The following is a 15,591-nucleotide window of genomic DNA, read 5'->3' on the forward strand; positions in this document are numbered from 1 at the left end:
CGGATTTCCGTGCACCGCACGGATGACCCGACGGGCGCCGGCGGGCACCCTGGGACGGCCAACGCACCGCCGAGCACTGGAGCCACCGTGGACACCGCCGGGTTTCTCGCCGCCCCCGAGCCGACCGCCGAAGCGCAACGCATGCTGGATGAGGACCTCGCGGAGCTGGGGTACGCCATGAACTGCACCCGCCTGTGGGGATACCAGCCGGCCACCGTCACCGGGCTGTTCGACCTCATGGGTCTGGCCAACGCCACCGACCGGTTCGACCTGCGCCACCGCGCCATCCTCGTCACCGCCTGCACGTCGGCGTTCGGCGACGCCTACTGCACGCTGGCGTGGGGCAGCAAGCTGGCCGAGCTCACCGACGAGGAGACCGCCGCCGGGGTCGTCGCCGGCACCGACGACCGGCTCGACGCCGCCGAACGGGCAGCGGCCGGATGGGCGCGCAAGGTCGCCCGCAGCCCGAACGCCACCACCGCCGAGGACGTGCAGCAGCTGCGTGACGCCGGGTTCACCGACCCGCAGATCTTCACGATGACGGTACTGGTGGCGCTGCGCCTGGCGTTCACCACCGTCAACGACGCGCTCGGCGCTCGCCCGGACCGGCCCCTGCACGACACCACCCCCGCGGCCGTGCGGGACGCGGTCACGTTCGGCCGGCCCGCCGAGGCGTGAGGCGCCGCCGCCCGGGGCAGCCGTGCACCGGCTCGGCGGCGGGCGGGCGATTGCGTATGGTGTTGCGGTGACCGATCGCGTGACGAACCCGCAGCCTGGGACGGGCTCCCGGCGTCCCAGCACCATCCAGGTGGACAAGTCCAAGGCCGCAAAGCGCGCGGCGGCGAAGGCCGCCAAGGCGCGGGCGGTCGCGGCGCAGAAGCGCCGGCGGATGCTGAGCATCGTCGGCGCGGCAGCGGCGGTGCTCGTGCTGATCGTGGGTGTCGCGCTGTGGGTCCGCTCCGGTGACTCGTCCACGCCGGACAACGGCACGGGCAGCTCCGCCTCGGGCGCCGGCGCGCAGGGCGGCGCCACGCAGGACGGCGCCACGCCGGTCTCCGAGTTCCCGCCGGTGCCGGCGGGGGCCGACCCGGCGCTGAGCACGAAACCGGCGGCGACCGCCGGCAGCGGCACCGTGTCGAAGCTGGTGGTCACCACCCTCATCGAGGGCAAGGGCGCCCCCGCCCGGGCCGGGCAGAACGTCACGGTCAACTACGTCGGTGTCACCTACGCCGACGGCAAGGAGTTCGACTCGTCCTGGAAGCGGTCGCAGCCGTTCGACTTCCAGCTCGGCGGCGGCATGGTCATCAAGGGCTGGGACGAGGGCCTGCTCGGGGTGAAGGTCGGCAGCCGGGTCCAGCTCGACATCCCCGCCTCGATGGCGTACGGCGACAACCCCGGCAACGGCGCCCCCGGCGGCACGCTGCGGTTCGTCGTGGACCTGCTGGCCGCCCAGTAGCGGCCTTCGCGGTGGCCGCCGGGCCGGTACGCTCGGCGCCATCGTGCGGTTCGTCGACGGGTGCACCGGCTCGCGCAGCGGCGGGTCCGGCGAGGCCCTCGCGGTCGCGCTGCGGGGCCGGCCGCACGTGCGCGCGTTCGGCGCCGCGACGGCGGGGATGACCAGCGCCAACGAGACGCACGTGCTGCGCGACGGCGCCCGGATGCACGTGACGGTCGCGTGGTTCGCCGATCACCGGCGCACCGTGTACCGCGGCCCGCTGCCGCCCGACGAGCCCGGCGGCGCCGACCCGCTCGCCGCGGCCGTGGCCTGGCTGCGCGCCTGAACGTTTCACGCGCCGAAAACCTTTCGGTGCGCCGCCGACTTTGCCCGCGCTTAAGTCTTTGGCACAAGTTGTCACATCATTGACATGCGGCGATGCGTCTTGCCACCCTGCGAAAAGGTTTTCGTCGATGCGTCGCGCCCGCCCGTGCGCGCGTCGATCCCGCTTCGTGAAGGGAGCCGCACACCATGCCCGGATCTGTCTCCGCCGTGCGAAGACTCGCCGGTCGCCGTACCGGACGGATCGCCGTCGCCGCGGTCGCCGCGATCGGACTCGTCGGCATCAACGCCTTCGCCGGCACCGCGCTGGCCGGTGACCGGGCCGGCCGGCGTGCCGACCTGACCGCCGTGCCCGCGAACGACGCCGCGCGCGGGCTGGTCTATGACGGCCTGCAACGCCGCCCCGCGGGTCCCTGCGGGAGCACCCTGCTGGAGGTCAAGGGGACCAGCCCGGTCATGTGCACGCACGGCCCGGACGCGCCGCCGGCCGGCCTGTCGGTCGCGACCAGCGTGCCCGCCCTCGCCGCCGCGGCCGCGCCGGCCGCCGCCCAGTCCCTCGCGGTCTGCGAGGGCGACGGCACCAGCGGCCGCCGGGTCGAGGTCCTGTACATCCACGGCTCGACCAGCCGGTACGCGCAGTACCTGGAGACGTTCCGCACCCTCGCCGAGGGCGTCGACACGATCTTCAACGAGAGCGCGAAGGAGACCGGCGGCGAGCGGCACGTCCGGTACGTCACCGAGACCGTCAACGGCGCGTGCCGCCCGGTGGTGCGCGACGTGCAGATCGCCGACTCGGCGCTGCACGCCAACGACTGGGCGCCGCTGCTCAACGCCGTGAAGGCGGCCGGCTACAACCGCACCGACCGCAAGTACCTGCAGTTCGTCGACGCCGACGTGTACTGCGGCATCGGCGGCCTGGCCGGCGACACCCGCAAGAGCGACGCGAACCGCTCCAATAGCGGCCCCGAGTACGCCCGCGCCGACAACGGCTGCTGGACCGCCGGCGTCGCCGCGCACGAGCTCGGCCACACCCTGGGCGCGGTCAACAACAACGCGCCCAACGCCTCCGGCTACGGCCACTGCACCGACGAGTGGGACGTCATGTGCTACAAGGACGGCGACAACGTCGTCGTGCGCACCGTGTGCACCAACCGGTCCCACGACGACCGGCTCGACTGCAACCACGACGACTACTACAGCACCAACCCGCCGGCCGGGTCGTACCTGTCGCAGTACTACAACGTCGCGGACAACCTGTTCCTCATCAAGGGCACCGGCGGCAACCCGCAGCCCGACCCCAACCTTGCCCGCTCCGCGACGGCGTCGGCGTCGTACACCTCGGCGTGGGAGTCGGTCGCGGCGATCAACGACGGCATCGACCCGCCGTCGTCGAACGACACCGTGAACCCGCGCTGGGGCACCTGGCCCAACAGCGGCCAGCAGTGGGCCGAGCTCACCTGGCCGGCCGCCGTCTCGCTGCGCCGCGCGCAGGTGTACCTGTTCGACGACAACCAGGGCATCGACCTGCCGTCGAGCTGGAAGCTGCAGTACTGGACGGGCAGCGCGTACGCCGACGTGCCGGGTGCCAGCGGGTACCCGGTGACCGCGAACGCGTACATCACGGTCACGTTCACCGCGCTCACCACGACGCGGCTGCGGGTGCTGCTGCAGTCCAACGGCACGAACTCGGTCGGCCTGCTGGAGGTCAAGGCCTTCGCCAGCTGACCGCCGACGCCGGCCCGCCCCACCCCCCGGCGGGCCGGCGTCACCCGCCGCGGGCGTCGGCCCCGGTGGCAGGAGTCGCCCGGCGAGCCCGGCGCTGCGGCAGACGTCCTCAAGGCGCTGCTGCCGGATCTGGTCGCCGCGCTCGGTGCCGACCACCACGAGGTGCTGCAGGCCCGCTGGGTGCTCGCGCGGTGCCACGCGCAGCACGGCGACCGGTCGGCCGCGACGCGTCTGTTCCAGGCGGTCCTCGCCGACCGCGAACGGGTGCACGGCGCGGGCGACGAACGATGCGTCGCCGCCCGCCGGGAGCTCGAGACTTCCTCGCCGGTCAATAGTCACAGGTGTGCCGCGCGACGAGCAGGAAGTACGCCACCGCGGCCAGGATCAGGGTCAGCGCGAACGCCAGCATCGGGGTAGCCTCCAGAGGTACGACCGATGCTTACGGTGTAAGCATGCGTGGCGTCGCTATGGTGGCTTACGCCGTGAGCATGGTCAGGGGGTCGGGTGAAGGCCGGGTTGAGCCGGGATCGGGTCCTGGACGGCGCGCTCGAATACCTCGACGCGCACGGGCTGCCCGCGCTGTCGATGCGCAAGCTCGGCACCCACCTCGGCGTCGAGGCGATGTCGCTGTACCGGCACGTCCCGAACAAGGCGGCGCTGCTCGACGGGCTCGTCGACCGGGTGACGGAGCTCGCGTTCGCCGGCCTGCAGGACCCGCCTCCCGGGCGCCCGGACGCGTGGGTGCCGTGGATGCGGCAGTTCGCGCACGCGCTGCGCGCGGCCCTGCGGGCCCACCCGGGGGTGCTGCCGTTCGCCGCGACCCGGCCGGTCAACTCCCCCGACGCGCTGCGCATGTCGGAGCGGTGGCTCGCCGTGATGCGCGCCGCAGGGCTGCCGCTGGGCCGGGCGATGGACGTGGTCAACGTGGTGGCCACGTTCACCATCGGGCACACCCTCGCCGAGGTCGGCCAGACCCCCGGCCACGAGGGCTCCGAACCGGACCTCGACCAGCGCGCCGGCGAGCTGGACCCGGCGCGGTTCCCGAACCTGACCGAGGTCATCGCCACCCGCGCCGGCCTCGACTTCGACACCCGGTTCACGGAGGCGATCGACATCCTGCTCGCCGGCTACGCCGCGCTCCCCCCGCGGGACGCGACATGATCCTGTTGGAGCACCTGACCCGGGCGGGGATGCACGACGTCGTCACCGTCGAGCCGGCGGCCGGCGGGCTCGCCGCGCTCGCCGGCATCGCCACCCGCCGGGACGCGCCGCCGGTGTTCGTCAAGGCGTTCGACGACCCGCCCGCCGACGACGTGTTCGACGCCGAGGTCGAGGGCCTGACCGCGCTGCGCGACCTCGGCGGCGTCGCCACCCCTGAGGTGGTACTGGCCAACCGCGAGCTGCTGGTGCTGTCGGTACTGCGGCCACGGCCGTCCACCGAGGCGTTCTGGGAGCAGTTCGCGCACGCGCTGGCCCGGCTGCACACGAGCACGACCCATCCCCGGTTCGGCTGGCACCGCGACAACTGGCTCGGCCGCCGCCGGCAGCGCAACACCTGGGACGATGACGGCTTCGCGTTCTTCGCGCAGCACCGGCTGCTGCGGTGGCTCGGCGAGCCCCGGGTCGAGGCGGCCCTGGACGCCGCGGACCGGGCCGCACTGGAGCGGCTGTGCGACCGGCTGCCCGAGCTGCTGCCGGACCGGCCGGCGTGCCTGACGCACGGCGACCTGTGGGCGCAGAACGTCCTGGCCACGGCGGACGGGCGGCCCGCACTGATCGACCCGGCCGTGTCGTACATGTGGGCCGAGGTCGACCTCGCGCACGTCTGGTCGACCGCGCCCCCGCCCGAGGCGCAGCGGTGCTTCGCCGTCTACGCGGAGCTGACCTCGCTGGACGCCGGGTGGCGGGAGCGCATGCCGATCGTCCAGCTGCGCCAGCACCTCGCCGTGGTGGCGCAGTTCGACGACGACTGGGGCGCGGGCGAGCAGATCCGGGCCACCCTCGCCCCGTTCCGCACCCGCGCCTGACCCCGGGCGGCCGGGCGTGGGCCCGGTCAGTGACCGAACGCATCGGAGTCCGCGCCGGCGGCGTCACCCCGGTCGAGCGCGGTGAGCGAGGCCACCTCGCCGGCGGACAGCGTGAAATCGAAGATGTCGAGATTCTGCCGGAGCCGTCCCGGGTCACTGGACTTCGGTACCGCCGTCAGCCCGAGCTCCAGGTGCCACCGCAGGACGACCTGCGCGGGCGTGCGGCCGTGGCGCTCGGCGATCGCGGCGACGACCGGGTCGTGCAGCACGTCGTTGCCCTCGCCACCGATCGGCGACCACGACTGGGTGACGATCCCGTGCCGGGCGTGGAAGGCGCGGGTGGACTCACGGGTAACCATCGGGCTGAGCTGGACCTGGTTGACGTCGGGCACGACGCCGGTCTCGGCGATGATGCGCTCCAGGTGGGCGGGCTTGAAGTTGGAGGTGCCGATCGCGCGCACGCGGCCCTGCTCGAGCAGCCGGGCCAGGCCCTGCCAGGCCTGCACGTACCGGCCCTGCTGCGGGTTGGGCCAGTGGATGAGCAGCAGGTCGACGTGGTCGAGGCCGAGCCGGTCGGCGCTGCGCTCGAACGCCTCGGCGGCCAGCTCGACGCCGTGCCAGCGCTTGTTGAACTTGGTCGTGACGAACAGCTCCGCGCGCGGCACCCCGGACGCCTTCAGCCCGCGGCCGACGCCGCGCTCGTTGCCGTAGTTCTCCGCGGTGTCGACGAGCCGGTAGCCCAGCTCGATCGCGGTGGCGACGGTCGTCTCGGCCGCCGCGTCGTCCATCGGCCACGTGCCCAGGCCCAGGCGTGGCATCTCGGCGCCGTGCGGCAGCGCGACCGTCGGCGCGGCAGTCTCGGTCATTGCACCATCCAACCCCACCCGCCGCCGCGCCGCACGAACATACCGAAGGATCCGCGCCCCGGAAATCGCGTCGCCGCGATGAAAGTTTCATTTTCCGCCGTCCCCCGAATACATTTTCTGCCTTTCGAAATTTGTTGACGGGCACACCGGCGCGAATGAGACTGCCGCCATCGACGAAAGTCGACTGCTGCATGAAGGGACGCAGGCATGAATGACATTTCCGCACACCCCAGGCGCCGCCTACGCCGCGGAAGGCTGCTCATCGCCGGTGCGTGCGCCGTCGCGCTGGCCGCGGCCACGCTGACGCTGACCGGCACGGCCCACGCCGAGGCCGACCGGACCATCACCTCGAACACGACCGGCACCCACAACGGCTACTTCTTCACGTACTGGAAGGACAACGGCAACGTCAACATGACGCTGGGCGCCGGCGGCTCGTACAGTGTCCAGTGGAACAACATCAACAACACCGTCGTCGGCAAGGGCTGGAAACCCGGCTCCAGCCACACCGTGAACTACTCCGGCACGTTCAACGTCAACGGCAACGGCTACCTGGCGCTGTACGGCTGGACCACCAACCCGCTCATCGAGTACTACGTGGTGGAGAACTTCGGCAACTACAACCCGAGCACCGGCGCCCAGCGCCTCGGCTCGGTCACCACCGACGGCAGCACGTATGACATCTACCGCACCCAGCGGGTGAACCAGCCGTCCATCATCGGCACGGCGACGTTCTACCAGTACTGGAGCGTCCGGCAGAGCAAGCGCACCGGCGGCACCATCACCACCGCCAACCACTTCAACGCCTGGGCCGGCCTCGGCCTCACCCTCGGCGCGCACGACTACCAGGTCCTCGCCACCGAGGGGTACCAGAGCAGCGGCAGCTCCAGCATCACGGTCAGCGAAGGCCCGACCAGCGGCCCCACCTCGGTCCGGCCGAGCTCGCCGTCGCCGAGCGTGTCGAGCTCGTCGCCGGGCGGTGGCACCGCGGCCTGCCAGGTGACCAACGCGCTCAACCCGTGGAACACCGGCCTGACCGACAACATCACCATCACCAACACGGGCACGACCCCGATCAACGGCTGGTCGCTGCGGTTCAACCTCGCCTCCGGGCAGACGATCACGTCGGGTTGGAACGCCACGTACTCGCCGAGCAGCGGCCAGGTGACCGCGACCAACGTCAGCTACAACGGCTCGATCCCGCCGGGCGGCTCGACGACGATCGGCTTCCAGGCCAACCACAGCGGCAACACGTCCGCGCCGAGCGGCTTCACGCTCAACGGCGCCACCTGCCGCTGAGCAGCTGATCGCGCCGGTCCGGGAACGCCCCCTCGGACCGGCGCGACCGGCCCGGCCGGTCCCCACCGGCCACTGGCGGCCGCGCCGGCTCATGCCGGATCCGGCAGGTCCAGCAGTGCCAGCTTGGCCGGGGCGACCACCGCGGTGATGGCGGTGATCCGCCCGTCGACCACGGTGAACGCGACCACCGACCGCGGCGTGCCGTCCTCGTGCCACGCGGCGAACCCCGGCAGGCCGTTGACCAGCACCGCCCGCCCGCCGCCGGCGCCCGCGGCGCCCAGCCGCGCACCGGCGGCGACCTTCGTGGCGCCGAGGACGACGAACACGCCGTCGGGGCCGTCGACGGTGAGCTTCACGTCCGGGTCGAGGATGCGCAGCAGGCCCTCGAAGTCGCCGAGGCGGGCCGCGGCCAGGAACGCCTCGAACGTCTCGGTCGTGTCGGCCATGCTGTTACCTTTCCCGGCGCTGCTCCGTCATGGGTGATGACGGGCCCGGACGGGCCCAGGTAACAGCCACACCACCGACGAAGGAGCAGGACCGATGGAGACCCGTCTGAAGAGTGCCACCAGCCCCGACGTGATGACCGCCGTGCAGCACCTGTACAAGGCGATCCACGCCGGCGGCGTCGACCGGCGCCTGCTGTCGCTGGTCCATCTGCGCGCCAGTCAGATCAACGGCTGCAGCCCGTGCGTCTATGCCACGCTGCAGTCGGCGAAGCAGGCCGGCGAGACCGAGGAGCGGCTGTTCAACGTGGTCGCGTGGCGCGAGACGCCGTTCTACACCGAGCCGGAGCGGGCGGCCCTGGCCCTCACCGAGGCCGCCACCCGCATCCAGGACTGCGCGCCGGGCGTGACGGACGCGATCTGGGACGCCGCGGCCGAGCACTTCAACGACGACCAGCTCAGCTCGATCATCCTGGAGATCGCGCTGACGAACTTCTTCAACCGGATCAACCACACGATCCGGGAGCAGGCCGGCAAGACCTGGTGAGCGGTCTGCGGCGGACCGGGGCGCCCGCTCCGGTCCGCCGCGACAGCGCTCAAGGACGGCAGCTACCGCTGGTTCCGGGCCACCGGGGCGACGAAACGGGACCGCAGCGGGGTCCCGCTGCGGGTCGCCGGCGCCCTGTTCGACATCGACAACGAGAAGACGCTGATGGCCACCGCGGAGCACCAGCTGGCGCAGCTGTCCGCGTCCGCGGCGAAGCTCGGGCAGGTCAGTCAGGACCTCAGCCAGGCCGTGACGGCGGCCGCCGCGCGGGCGGACGAGGCCGCCGCCACGATCGGCAAGCTCGACGCCAGCAGCACCGAGATCGGCAACGTCGGCAACCTGATCACCAGCATCGCCGCGCAGACCAACCTGCTGGCGCTCAACGCCACGATCGAGGCGGCCCGGGCCGGCAGCGCCGGAAAGGGCTTCGCCGTGGTCGCCGGTGAGGCCAAGGAGCTGTCGACGGAGACCAGTCAGGCCACCGAGCAGATCGGCGTGCAGATCAAGCAGATCCGGGCGCAGACCGGCGAGGCCGTCAGGAGCATCCAGCAGATCAACGAGACCATGGAGCGGTTGCGTTCGACGCAGGAGGCCGTCGACTCCCTCGTCCGGGAACAGCGGGTGTCGGTGCCGCAGCGCTGATCGGGCCCCGCGGCTGGTATACACGAGCGACACCTCGTGAAAGGGGACCCGTCGTGGGGTACGAGACCACCTTCACCGGGCAGGTGACGATCACTCCACCGCTCAACCGGCACGAGATCGACTACCTGCTGGCATTCGCCGAGACCAGGCACGAGCCGCGCACCACCGGACCCTACGCCCTCGGCTACGGCGACGAGCTCGCGGATGCCCGGGACGCGGATCCGGGCAAGCCCGGGTACTGGTGCAAGTGGGCGCCGACCGCCGACGGCACCGCGATCGCCTGGAACGAGTGGGAGAAGTTCTACGACGCCGACCTCTGGATGGGGTACCTGGTGGACACGTTCCTGGCGCCGGGCGCCACCGTCGCGCGGGAGCTGGCCGAGCCGGTGCCGGGCCGGGTGTATCCGCCCGCGCTGCACGGGTTCACGTTCGACCACGTCGTCGACGGCGTCATCGAGGCCGAGGGAGAGTGGTCCGACGACCGGTGGCGCATCGAGGTGCGCGCCAACGCGGTCTACGTGGTGCGGCTGCTGACGGAGCCGGACTCGGCCGGATACCCCGACACCCACCACGACGACTGGACCGACGAGCAGCGCGCCGACTACGCCGCCCGGACCCGGCACAATTTCGTGTACCAGGTGCGCGACGGCCGGCTGCACGAGGTCGGCCCGGCGGACGGGACCTCGTTCGACCCGATCCCGGCCGACGGGTGACGCCGGTCATCCGGGCCACGCGATCTGCGGCGACCGGCAGTAGTTGACCCCGTCGGCCTCCCACCGCGGCCCGTGCGCCGCCAGCCGCTCGGCGAACCCGGGCCAGTCGTGCGTGCTCCACGGCGACCAGGCCACCTCCGCCAGGGCCGCGAGCCGCGGGAACGCCATGTACTCGACGTCGGCGTACGACGTCAGCGTCTCCACCACAGTGGAGCCTCGACGCTCAGGACCGCCGCCTCGGGCACGCCGTGCATGTAGGTGCCCCGGGTCCCAGTCGTAGATGTCGGCGACGTCGATGCAGCCGGCCCACGTGTAGCCGATGGGGGTGCTGAGGTCGTACTTCATGTCGAGGTACACCTTGTGCGCCGGTGACAGCAGCACCTTGCCGCCGCGGGCGACCGCCAGCGTGTCCATTCCGGACGGTCGCATGGTCCACACGGTACCGCACCGGCACTCAGGCACCGGGCAAGAGCTGCTGACCTCCGTCGATGTCGTACGTGGCGCCGGTCAGCGCCTCGTTCGTCATGATGTGCACCGCGAGGGCTGCGACGTCGCCGGGTCCGACGACGCGCCGGATGGGCAGGGTGGCGCGTAGCTCGTCGCGGCGCCGTTCGAGGTCGTCACCGAGCAGCTCGGCAGAGAGCGGCGTATCCACGAACCCGGCGGCGATGAGGTTGACCCGGATCGGCGCGAGCTCCAGCGCGAGGTTCGCCGTCAGGGCGGGCAGCGCGGCCGTGCCCATGGCGGCGAACACCAGCCCGGGCGCCGGACGCCGCGCCCCGGTGCCGCCCATGAACAGCAGCGTCCCACCGGGCCGCACCATGCCGGTGGCGTGCCGGGCCACGGTGATCGGCAGCCACAGGTGCGCGTCGGTGGAAGCCCTTGCCTCCCGTACGTCCACGTCGGCGACCCGGCCGTAGTACGGACGGCCCGCCGTGACCATGACGTGGTCCACGGTACGCGGGAGCCCACCGAGAAACGCTGCGAGCGCGGCGCTGTCGGTCGCGTCGAACACCTCGGCGTGTACGGCGTCCAGCTCGGCCACGGCCCGCGCCAGCCGCTGCGGGTCACGGCCGGTCAGGATGACGTCGGCGCCGCAGGCCCGGGCCAGGCGGGCCGTCTCGAGCCCGATGCCGGCGCTGCCGCCGATGACGAGCACGGTCTGTCCCCGCAGCGTCCGGTCGTCGTCCATGCTCGGCGTCCACCTCTCCCGTTCGCGCCAATCCTCAGACCGGGCGGCTCGACGCGCATCGCCCGCGGGAGGTGGCGGCGGAAAATGTCGTACCCCGCTGCGATGATGCCGGCGTGGTGGATGAAGGGCGGGCAGGGATGCCCTCGGGCCGGGCGGTGGTTAGGGTGGGTCGTGATCGAGCGGCGGGTGTACGGCACGAGCAACACGCGGCAGCTGGTCGAGCCGGGCGACCTGCAGCGGGCCATGGCCTCGGCACCGCCGCAGGACGATCCCTCGTTCTCGTGGCGGGACGGGCAGCGGGGCGTCGCCGTGGTCGTCTCGGTGATCGGTGACAGCCACTGCCAGGTGGCGATGCTCGACGGCGGGCGCTGGCACGACCTGGTGACGTCCGGCTCCGACGAGCAGGTGTGGGTGTCGCTCGCCGGCGTGCCCGGGGTGGTGCCGCGGGCGTCGGTCGTGCCGTGCCGGTACGGCCTTGACGTGCTCCTCGCGGTGACCGGCGCGGCGAGGTTCGACGGGGTGCGGGCCGCGTACGACTGGCGGCCGGCACCGGCGTGGGTCGACGACCGGCGCGGCTACCTGCTGCGCGACGTGGCCGAGGTGCTCTGGGACGCCGCGGGTGAGCTGTGGCTGCGCATCGCCATGGACGGGCCGGGCGCCGACACCGGGCCGGCCGGGCTGCGGCACCTGGCGCGCCTGCGGGGACTGCACCACCGGGCAGTGGCCGGCGGGCTCGGTGCGGCCCTGGCAGGGTTCCCGGCGGACTGGTCCGACGCCGTGGTGCGGGCGGCGCGGTACTTCGCCCTGCACGACCTCGCGGCGCTCCTGCTGGATGCCGCGGCCGGCGGGGACCGGGACGAGGCCTACGAACGCCTGGTGGAGGACGGCGGCACGATCCGGGCGGCGCTGCAGCGCCAGGTCGAGACCGCGCCCGGCGACTTCGGGGTCGCCGACGTGCCCCGGCACGCGGGCACCGACCTGCTGCACCCGTGGGCCGGCCCGGACCGCGACGACCTGGACACCGCCGGCCTCGGCCCGTGACACTGCGGGCCGGCGGCCTCAGCCGGTGATGACGCGCAGGAAGGCGTCCGCGATCACCGCGTGCCCCGGCAGCCCCGGGTGGATCCGGTCGTCGGCCCACAGCGACGCCGGCGACACCGCGAGCACCTCGTCGAACGCGGCCTGCGTCGCCACGTGCGGCGCCCCGAACTCGGCGGCGAGGCGGGCCACCGCCGCCGCGTAGCGGTCGCTCTCCGCCCGCTGCGGATCGGTGCGGTCCGGTTCGATGAGGTACGGGTCGGCGAGCAACAACCGGCACCCCGTGGCGTCGACGGCGCGGCGCAGCAGGGTGCGCAGGGTCGTCTCGTACTCCGGCAGCGGCACGGCCTCGGCGGGGCGGCCCGCGAACGCCCGCCAGACGTCGTTGATGCCGATCATCACGGCCAGCCAGTCGGGTCGCTCGCCGATCGCGTCGCGGTCCCAGCGGGCCGCCAGGTCGCGCACGGTGTCGCCGCTGACGCCGCGGTTGACCCAGGCGAGCGGGGTCGCCGGGTGGCGGGCGGTGACGAACGCGCGGACCAGGCTCAGGTAGCCGTCGCCGTACGGTGCGCGCACGTCGCGCCGCCCGCAGTCGGTGATGCTGTCGCCGATGAAGACGATGCGCTGGTCAGCCTCGAACATCATCGCGACATGATGTCACCGGCCGGCGGCCCAGTCCTGACCGGCCCCCAGGCCCGCACCGTGGTGGGACCGGGCACGACGAGCGCCGAACGGCTCGACACCGGGGTCGGTGGACGGCCGGCGACGGCGCGGACCTGGTGGCCCGCGGCGCGCAGCCGGCGGACGATCGCGGTGCCCTGCCTCCCCGGTGGCGCCGGGCACGACGACGGTGTGGTCACTCATGGCGCCGACCGTGGTTCCCACCGGGAACCAGTACCCAGCGCGACATATTGTTTCACTGTGGAAACCATTGGCGCCGAGCAGCTCAAACAGGTGACCGGCGCGCTGCCGGGACCCGGCTGCGGGGTGGAGCGGGCGCTGCGCGTGCTCGACGGCATCCTGCATGCGATGCTCGTGTGGGGCGAGGCCCACCCGGACCCGGCGCCACCACAGCGCTGACGGCGGGGGCACACCCGGACGGATGGATCATGTATGCCGATCGGCGGAGTTGGGCAACAATGCCTATATGCGAACCGGTCGGCCGTTGGTGGCGGCGCTCGTCGCGGTGACGGCTACGGCGCTGGTGGGTGGCTGCGCGGACGGCGGTGCCCGGCGCGACGCGGTCTCCGGCGTCGCGGTGCGGCTGCTGACCGCGGCCGGTGACGGGGACGGCGCCGCCGCGTGTGCGCTGCTCGCCCCGGACACCGTCGCGGCGCTCGAGCGATCCGCGGGAGCGTCCTGCGCCAAGGCGATCCTCGACGAGGACCTGCCGGCGCCCACCGACGTGCGGCGGGTCGACGTGTACGGGCAGTGGGCCCGCGTGGTGCTCGCCGGCGACACCGAGTTCCTGGCCGCGTTCCCCGGCGGGTGGCGGGTCGTCGCGGCGGGCTGCCGGTCGCGGGGCGAGCGTCCGTACGACTGCGTGCTGCAGGGAGGTTGAGATGCGGACCATGTTCGTGCTGTGCCTGACCGTCGTCGGGGCCGGCCTCGCGTACGTCATCACGATCGGGCTGCTGCACCGATGACAGGCGAGGGACGGATGCGGCGGTTCGTCCGGGAGAACTCGCTCGGCCTGGTGTTCGGGGTGCTGTTCGCGCTCGCCCTGATCGGGCAGGCCTTCGCCGGGCACGCCGCGTTCAACCAGCAGCAGGTCGCCGACGGGCTGCCGCCGATCTCGTTCGGCCGGTACGTCACGTCCTCGGACTTCGGCGTCGACGTGGCGGAGAACTGGCAGTCGGAGTACCTGCAGTTCTTCCTGTTCATCGTGCTCACCGTCTGGCTGTTGCAGAAGGGTTCGCCGGAGTCGAAGTCGCTGGACGAGGCCGGCACCGAGTCCGACAAGGACCAGATGGTCGGGGTCCACGCACCCGACGGAGCGCCGGCGTGGGCGAGGGCGGCCGGCTGGCGGCGGTGGCTGCTGTCCAACTCGCTGGGGCTGGTGATGGGCGCCATCTTCCTGCTGTCGTGGCTGGCCCAGTCGGTGGCGGGGGTCTCCGCGTACAACGAACGGCAGCTCAGCCAGCTGCAGGACCCGGTGTCGTGGCCGCAGTACCTCACCGAGCCGGAGTTCTGGAACCGCACGCTGCAGAACTGGCAGTCCGAGCTGCTCGCCGTGTTCTCCATGGCGGTGCTCGCCATCTACCTGCGTCAGCGCGGATCACCGGAGTCGAAGCCGGTCGGCGCCATGCACTCCTCGACCGGCGTGGAGGGCTGAGCCCTCCCCCGCGTGGCGCGTTTGACGACCGGCGAGCGCGGGCACCACGGCGGCAACGTCGAAAGGGATGACTGCGTCACGGCCTTGGAGGGACGTCATGGGCGCCGACACGCCGCCGGACCCGCAGCAGCTGCAGGCCGAGATCGCACGCACGCGCGCCCAGCTCGGCGCGACCGTCGAGGCGCTGGCGGCCCGGGTGGACGTCAAGGCGCGGGCGAAAGAGGCCGCGGCGCACTCGGCGGGCGAGGTGAAGGCGCGGGTGACGGCGCAGGCGCGCCGGCCGCTGCCGCTGGCCGCGATCGCCGCCGCGGCCGTGGGCATCGCACTGGTCATCGTGGCAATCCGGAGGAGACAGGCATGAGCGGCATCGTCGGGAAGATCGCGTACAAGCCGGTCGGGCTGCTGCTCGGCGCCGGCGCTGGCCTCGCGGCCGGGCTGATCTTCAAGCAGGTGTGGAAGATGATCGGCGACGACCGGGACGCGCCGAACGCCACCGACGAGGACCGCGGCTGGGGCGAGATCCTCACCGCGGCCGCGCTGCAGGGCGCGATCTTCGCGGTCGTGAAGGCGGCCGTCGACCGCGGCGGCGCCGTCGGGGTCCGCAAGGCGACGGGCCGCTGGCCCGGCTGACCGCAGCCCGCTGCCCGGCGACCGGCGACCGGCGACCGGCGGAAGAATCGTGCGGTGATCCCGTTGCGCGTGTCGACGAGCGACTACCACACCGCCGGGGAGCCGTTCAGGATCGTCGCCGACCCGCCGGTGGACCTGCCCGGCGCCACGGTCGCCGACCGGCGGGCCCAGGCCCTGGACTGCCTCGCCGCACAGGGGCTGCGGCCGCTGAGCCGTCCGTCGGTGACCGCCGCGGTCCCGGGCGGCGTCAGGCCGCCGGTTCGACGGTGAGCAGGGCGGCGAGCTGGCGCAGGATCGCCGGCCGCGCCCGGTAGTACACCCACGTGCCGCGCCGCTCCGCGTCGACCAGACCCGCCT

Annotated in this window: 22 protein-coding genes and 1 pseudogene; 17 read left to right on the plus strand and 6 right to left on the minus strand. The window is 72.8% G+C overall.

From position 1 onward, the window contains the following. Window positions 1–87 precede the first annotated feature (87 nt). The 6 genes from AB0H83_RS47790 (at window position 88) to AB0H83_RS47815 (ending at window position 5,529) form a co-directional block, all read left to right on the plus strand. Complete coding sequence (locus AB0H83_RS47790; protein WP_360109271.1) at window positions 88–678, plus strand: hypothetical protein; 591 nt, start codon at window positions 88–90, stop codon at window positions 676–678. A 67-nt stretch (window positions 679–745) separates the two neighbouring features. Continuing rightward, entirely contained in the window at window positions 746–1,456 is a 711-nt protein-coding gene (locus AB0H83_RS47795) for an FKBP-type peptidyl-prolyl cis-trans isomerase (protein ID WP_360109273.1), read from the plus strand. A gap of 43 nt (window positions 1,457–1,499) precedes the next feature. After that, window positions 1,500–1,781: a hypothetical protein gene (locus AB0H83_RS47800; protein ID WP_360109275.1), complete on the plus strand. Its 282-nt coding sequence runs from the start codon at window positions 1,500–1,502 to the stop codon at window positions 1,779–1,781. Window positions 1,782–1,966: 185 nt separating this feature from the next. After that, entirely contained in the window at window positions 1,967–3,502 is a 1,536-nt protein-coding gene (locus AB0H83_RS47805) for a hypothetical protein (protein WP_360109278.1), read from the plus strand. 504 nt (window positions 3,503–4,006) lie between these two features. Next, window positions 4,007–4,663, plus strand: coding sequence for a TetR/AcrR family transcriptional regulator C-terminal domain-containing protein (locus tag AB0H83_RS47810; RefSeq protein ID WP_360109280.1), 657 nt, complete (start codon window positions 4,007–4,009; stop codon window positions 4,661–4,663). Beyond that, window positions 4,660–5,529 (plus strand): fructosamine kinase family protein, encoded by an 870-nt coding sequence (locus AB0H83_RS47815; protein ID WP_360109283.1) that lies wholly within the window; start codon window positions 4,660–4,662, stop codon window positions 5,527–5,529. Before AB0H83_RS47810 ends, AB0H83_RS47815 begins: the two co-directional genes overlap by 4 nt. A gap of 26 nt (window positions 5,530–5,555) precedes the next feature. On the opposite strand, the gene AB0H83_RS47820 is transcribed toward AB0H83_RS47815, so the two are convergent. Continuing rightward, window positions 5,556–6,395 (minus strand): aldo/keto reductase, encoded by an 840-nt coding sequence (locus AB0H83_RS47820; RefSeq protein WP_360109286.1) that lies wholly within the window; start codon window positions 6,393–6,395, stop codon window positions 5,556–5,558. Between the two features lie 207 nt (window positions 6,396–6,602). Between AB0H83_RS47820 and AB0H83_RS47825 the strand changes: the two genes are divergently transcribed. Beyond that, entirely contained in the window at window positions 6,603–7,694 is a 1,092-nt protein-coding gene (locus AB0H83_RS47825; RefSeq protein ID WP_360109289.1) for a glycoside hydrolase family 11 protein, read from the plus strand. A gap of 89 nt (window positions 7,695–7,783) precedes the next feature. On the opposite strand, the gene AB0H83_RS47830 is transcribed toward AB0H83_RS47825, so the two are convergent. Continuing rightward, window positions 7,784–8,140: a hypothetical protein gene (locus AB0H83_RS47830; protein ID WP_360109291.1), complete on the minus strand. Its 357-nt coding sequence runs from the start codon at window positions 8,138–8,140 to the stop codon at window positions 7,784–7,786. Window positions 8,141–8,234: 94 nt separating this feature from the next. Between AB0H83_RS47830 and AB0H83_RS47835 the strand changes: the two genes are divergently transcribed. The 3 genes from AB0H83_RS47835 to AB0H83_RS47845 all read left to right on the plus strand — a co-directional run bounded on the left by AB0H83_RS47835 (window position 8,235) and on the right by AB0H83_RS47845 (window position 10,039). Further along, on the plus strand, window positions 8,235–8,684 hold the full coding sequence (locus tag AB0H83_RS47835) for a carboxymuconolactone decarboxylase family protein (RefSeq protein WP_360109294.1): 450 nt from the start codon (window positions 8,235–8,237) through the stop codon (window positions 8,682–8,684). A gap of 165 nt (window positions 8,685–8,849) precedes the next feature. Continuing rightward, the gene (locus AB0H83_RS47840) at window positions 8,850–9,326 is read left to right on the plus strand and encodes a methyl-accepting chemotaxis protein (protein ID WP_360109297.1); all 477 of its coding nucleotides are present in this window, start codon (window positions 8,850–8,852) and stop codon (window positions 9,324–9,326) included. Window positions 9,327–9,379: 53 nt separating this feature from the next. Further along, on the plus strand, window positions 9,380–10,039 hold the full coding sequence (locus AB0H83_RS47845; protein WP_360109300.1) for a hypothetical protein: 660 nt from the start codon (window positions 9,380–9,382) through the stop codon (window positions 10,037–10,039). Between the two features lie 6 nt (window positions 10,040–10,045). Here the strand turns inward: AB0H83_RS47845 and AB0H83_RS47850 are convergent, their stop codons facing one another. Further along, window positions 10,046–10,468, minus strand: a complete 423-nt coding sequence (locus AB0H83_RS47850; protein ID WP_360109303.1) for a family 20 glycosylhydrolase — start codon at window positions 10,466–10,468, stop codon at window positions 10,046–10,048. 25 nt (window positions 10,469–10,493) lie between these two features. Then, on the minus strand, window positions 10,494–11,231 hold the full coding sequence (locus AB0H83_RS47855; RefSeq protein ID WP_360109306.1) for an SDR family oxidoreductase: 738 nt from the start codon (window positions 11,229–11,231) through the stop codon (window positions 10,494–10,496). 171 nt (window positions 11,232–11,402) lie between these two features. On the opposite strand from AB0H83_RS47855, the gene AB0H83_RS47860 reads away from it, so the two are divergent. Next, window positions 11,403–12,272, plus strand: coding sequence for a hypothetical protein (locus tag AB0H83_RS47860; protein ID WP_360109309.1), 870 nt, complete (start codon window positions 11,403–11,405; stop codon window positions 12,270–12,272). Window positions 12,273–12,290: 18 nt separating this feature from the next. Here AB0H83_RS47860 and AB0H83_RS47865 read toward each other — a convergent pair whose 3' ends face one another. Further along, the gene (locus AB0H83_RS47865; protein WP_360109312.1) at window positions 12,291–12,914 is read right to left on the minus strand and encodes an SGNH/GDSL hydrolase family protein; all 624 of its coding nucleotides are present in this window, start codon (window positions 12,912–12,914) and stop codon (window positions 12,291–12,293) included. A gap of 276 nt (window positions 12,915–13,190) precedes the next feature. Between AB0H83_RS47865 and AB0H83_RS47870 the strand changes: the two genes are divergently transcribed. The 6 genes from AB0H83_RS47870 to AB0H83_RS47895 all read left to right on the plus strand — a co-directional run bounded on the left by AB0H83_RS47870 (window position 13,191) and on the right by AB0H83_RS47895 (window position 15,504). After that, on the plus strand, window positions 13,191–13,349 hold the full coding sequence (locus AB0H83_RS47870; RefSeq protein ID WP_360109315.1) for a hypothetical protein: 159 nt from the start codon (window positions 13,191–13,193) through the stop codon (window positions 13,347–13,349). Between the two features lie 67 nt (window positions 13,350–13,416). Further along, window positions 13,417–13,830, plus strand: coding sequence for a hypothetical protein (locus tag AB0H83_RS47875; protein ID WP_360109318.1), 414 nt, complete (start codon window positions 13,417–13,419; stop codon window positions 13,828–13,830). 99 nt (window positions 13,831–13,929) lie between these two features. Next, window positions 13,930–14,604, plus strand: coding sequence for a DUF6766 family protein (locus AB0H83_RS47880; protein ID WP_360109320.1), 675 nt, complete (start codon window positions 13,930–13,932; stop codon window positions 14,602–14,604). Between the two features lie 97 nt (window positions 14,605–14,701). After that, window positions 14,702–14,965, plus strand: a complete 264-nt coding sequence (locus AB0H83_RS47885) for a DUF3618 domain-containing protein (protein ID WP_360109323.1) — start codon at window positions 14,702–14,704, stop codon at window positions 14,963–14,965. Further along, entirely contained in the window at window positions 14,962–15,234 is a 273-nt protein-coding gene (locus AB0H83_RS47890) for a DUF4235 domain-containing protein (RefSeq protein WP_360109326.1), read from the plus strand. The genes AB0H83_RS47885 and AB0H83_RS47890 overlap by 4 nt, the downstream gene beginning before the upstream one ends. Before the next feature lie 54 nt (window positions 15,235–15,288). After that, a complete protein-coding gene (locus AB0H83_RS47895; protein ID WP_360109329.1) occupies window positions 15,289–15,504 on the plus strand; it encodes a hypothetical protein in 216 nt (71 codons plus the stop codon). Here AB0H83_RS47895 and AB0H83_RS47900 read toward each other — a convergent pair. Beyond that, window positions 15,482–15,591, minus strand: a pseudogene (locus AB0H83_RS47900) (transcriptional regulator); the annotation flags it as partial. The gene AB0H83_RS47895 and the pseudogene AB0H83_RS47900 overlap by 23 nt on opposite strands.

Origin of the sequence: Dactylosporangium sp. NPDC050688 (assembly GCF_040654515.1) — a bacterium.
In the GTDB taxonomy this organism is placed as follows: domain Bacteria; phylum Actinomycetota; class Actinomycetes; order Mycobacteriales; family Micromonosporaceae; genus Dactylosporangium.

Excerpts from the sequence above, each read along its gene's own strand:
- AB0H83_RS47805 (WP_360109278.1), top strand. The coding sequence starts at position 1,967 with ATGCCCGGATCTGTCTCCGCCGTGCGAAGACTCGCCGGTCGCCGTACC.
- AB0H83_RS47815 (WP_360109283.1), top strand. The coding sequence starts at position 4,660 with ATGATCCTGTTGGAGCACCTGACCCGGGCGGGGATGCACGACGTCGTC.
- AB0H83_RS47820 (WP_360109286.1), bottom strand. The coding sequence starts at position 6,395 with ATGACCGAGACTGCCGCGCCGACGGTCGCGCTGCCGCACGGCGCCGAG.
- AB0H83_RS47825 (WP_360109289.1), top strand. The coding sequence starts at position 6,603 with ATGAATGACATTTCCGCACACCCCAGGCGCCGCCTACGCCGCGGAAGG.
- AB0H83_RS47830 (WP_360109291.1), bottom strand. The coding sequence starts at position 8,140 with ATGGCCGACACGACCGAGACGTTCGAGGCGTTCCTGGCCGCGGCCCGC.
- AB0H83_RS47835 (WP_360109294.1), top strand. The coding sequence starts at position 8,235 with ATGGAGACCCGTCTGAAGAGTGCCACCAGCCCCGACGTGATGACCGCC.
- AB0H83_RS47840 (WP_360109297.1), top strand. The coding sequence starts at position 8,850 with ATGGCCACCGCGGAGCACCAGCTGGCGCAGCTGTCCGCGTCCGCGGCG.
- AB0H83_RS47850 (WP_360109303.1), bottom strand. The coding sequence starts at position 10,468 with ATGCGACCGTCCGGAATGGACACGCTGGCGGTCGCCCGCGGCGGCAAG.
- AB0H83_RS47855 (WP_360109306.1), bottom strand. The coding sequence starts at position 11,231 with ATGGACGACGACCGGACGCTGCGGGGACAGACCGTGCTCGTCATCGGC.
- AB0H83_RS47865 (WP_360109312.1), bottom strand. The coding sequence starts at position 12,914 with ATGATGTTCGAGGCTGACCAGCGCATCGTCTTCATCGGCGACAGCATC.
- AB0H83_RS47875 (WP_360109318.1), top strand. The coding sequence starts at position 13,417 with ATGCGAACCGGTCGGCCGTTGGTGGCGGCGCTCGTCGCGGTGACGGCT.
- AB0H83_RS47880 (WP_360109320.1), top strand. The coding sequence starts at position 13,930 with ATGCGGCGGTTCGTCCGGGAGAACTCGCTCGGCCTGGTGTTCGGGGTG.
- AB0H83_RS47885 (WP_360109323.1), top strand. The coding sequence starts at position 14,702 with ATGGGCGCCGACACGCCGCCGGACCCGCAGCAGCTGCAGGCCGAGATC.
- AB0H83_RS47890 (WP_360109326.1), top strand. The coding sequence starts at position 14,962 with ATGAGCGGCATCGTCGGGAAGATCGCGTACAAGCCGGTCGGGCTGCTG.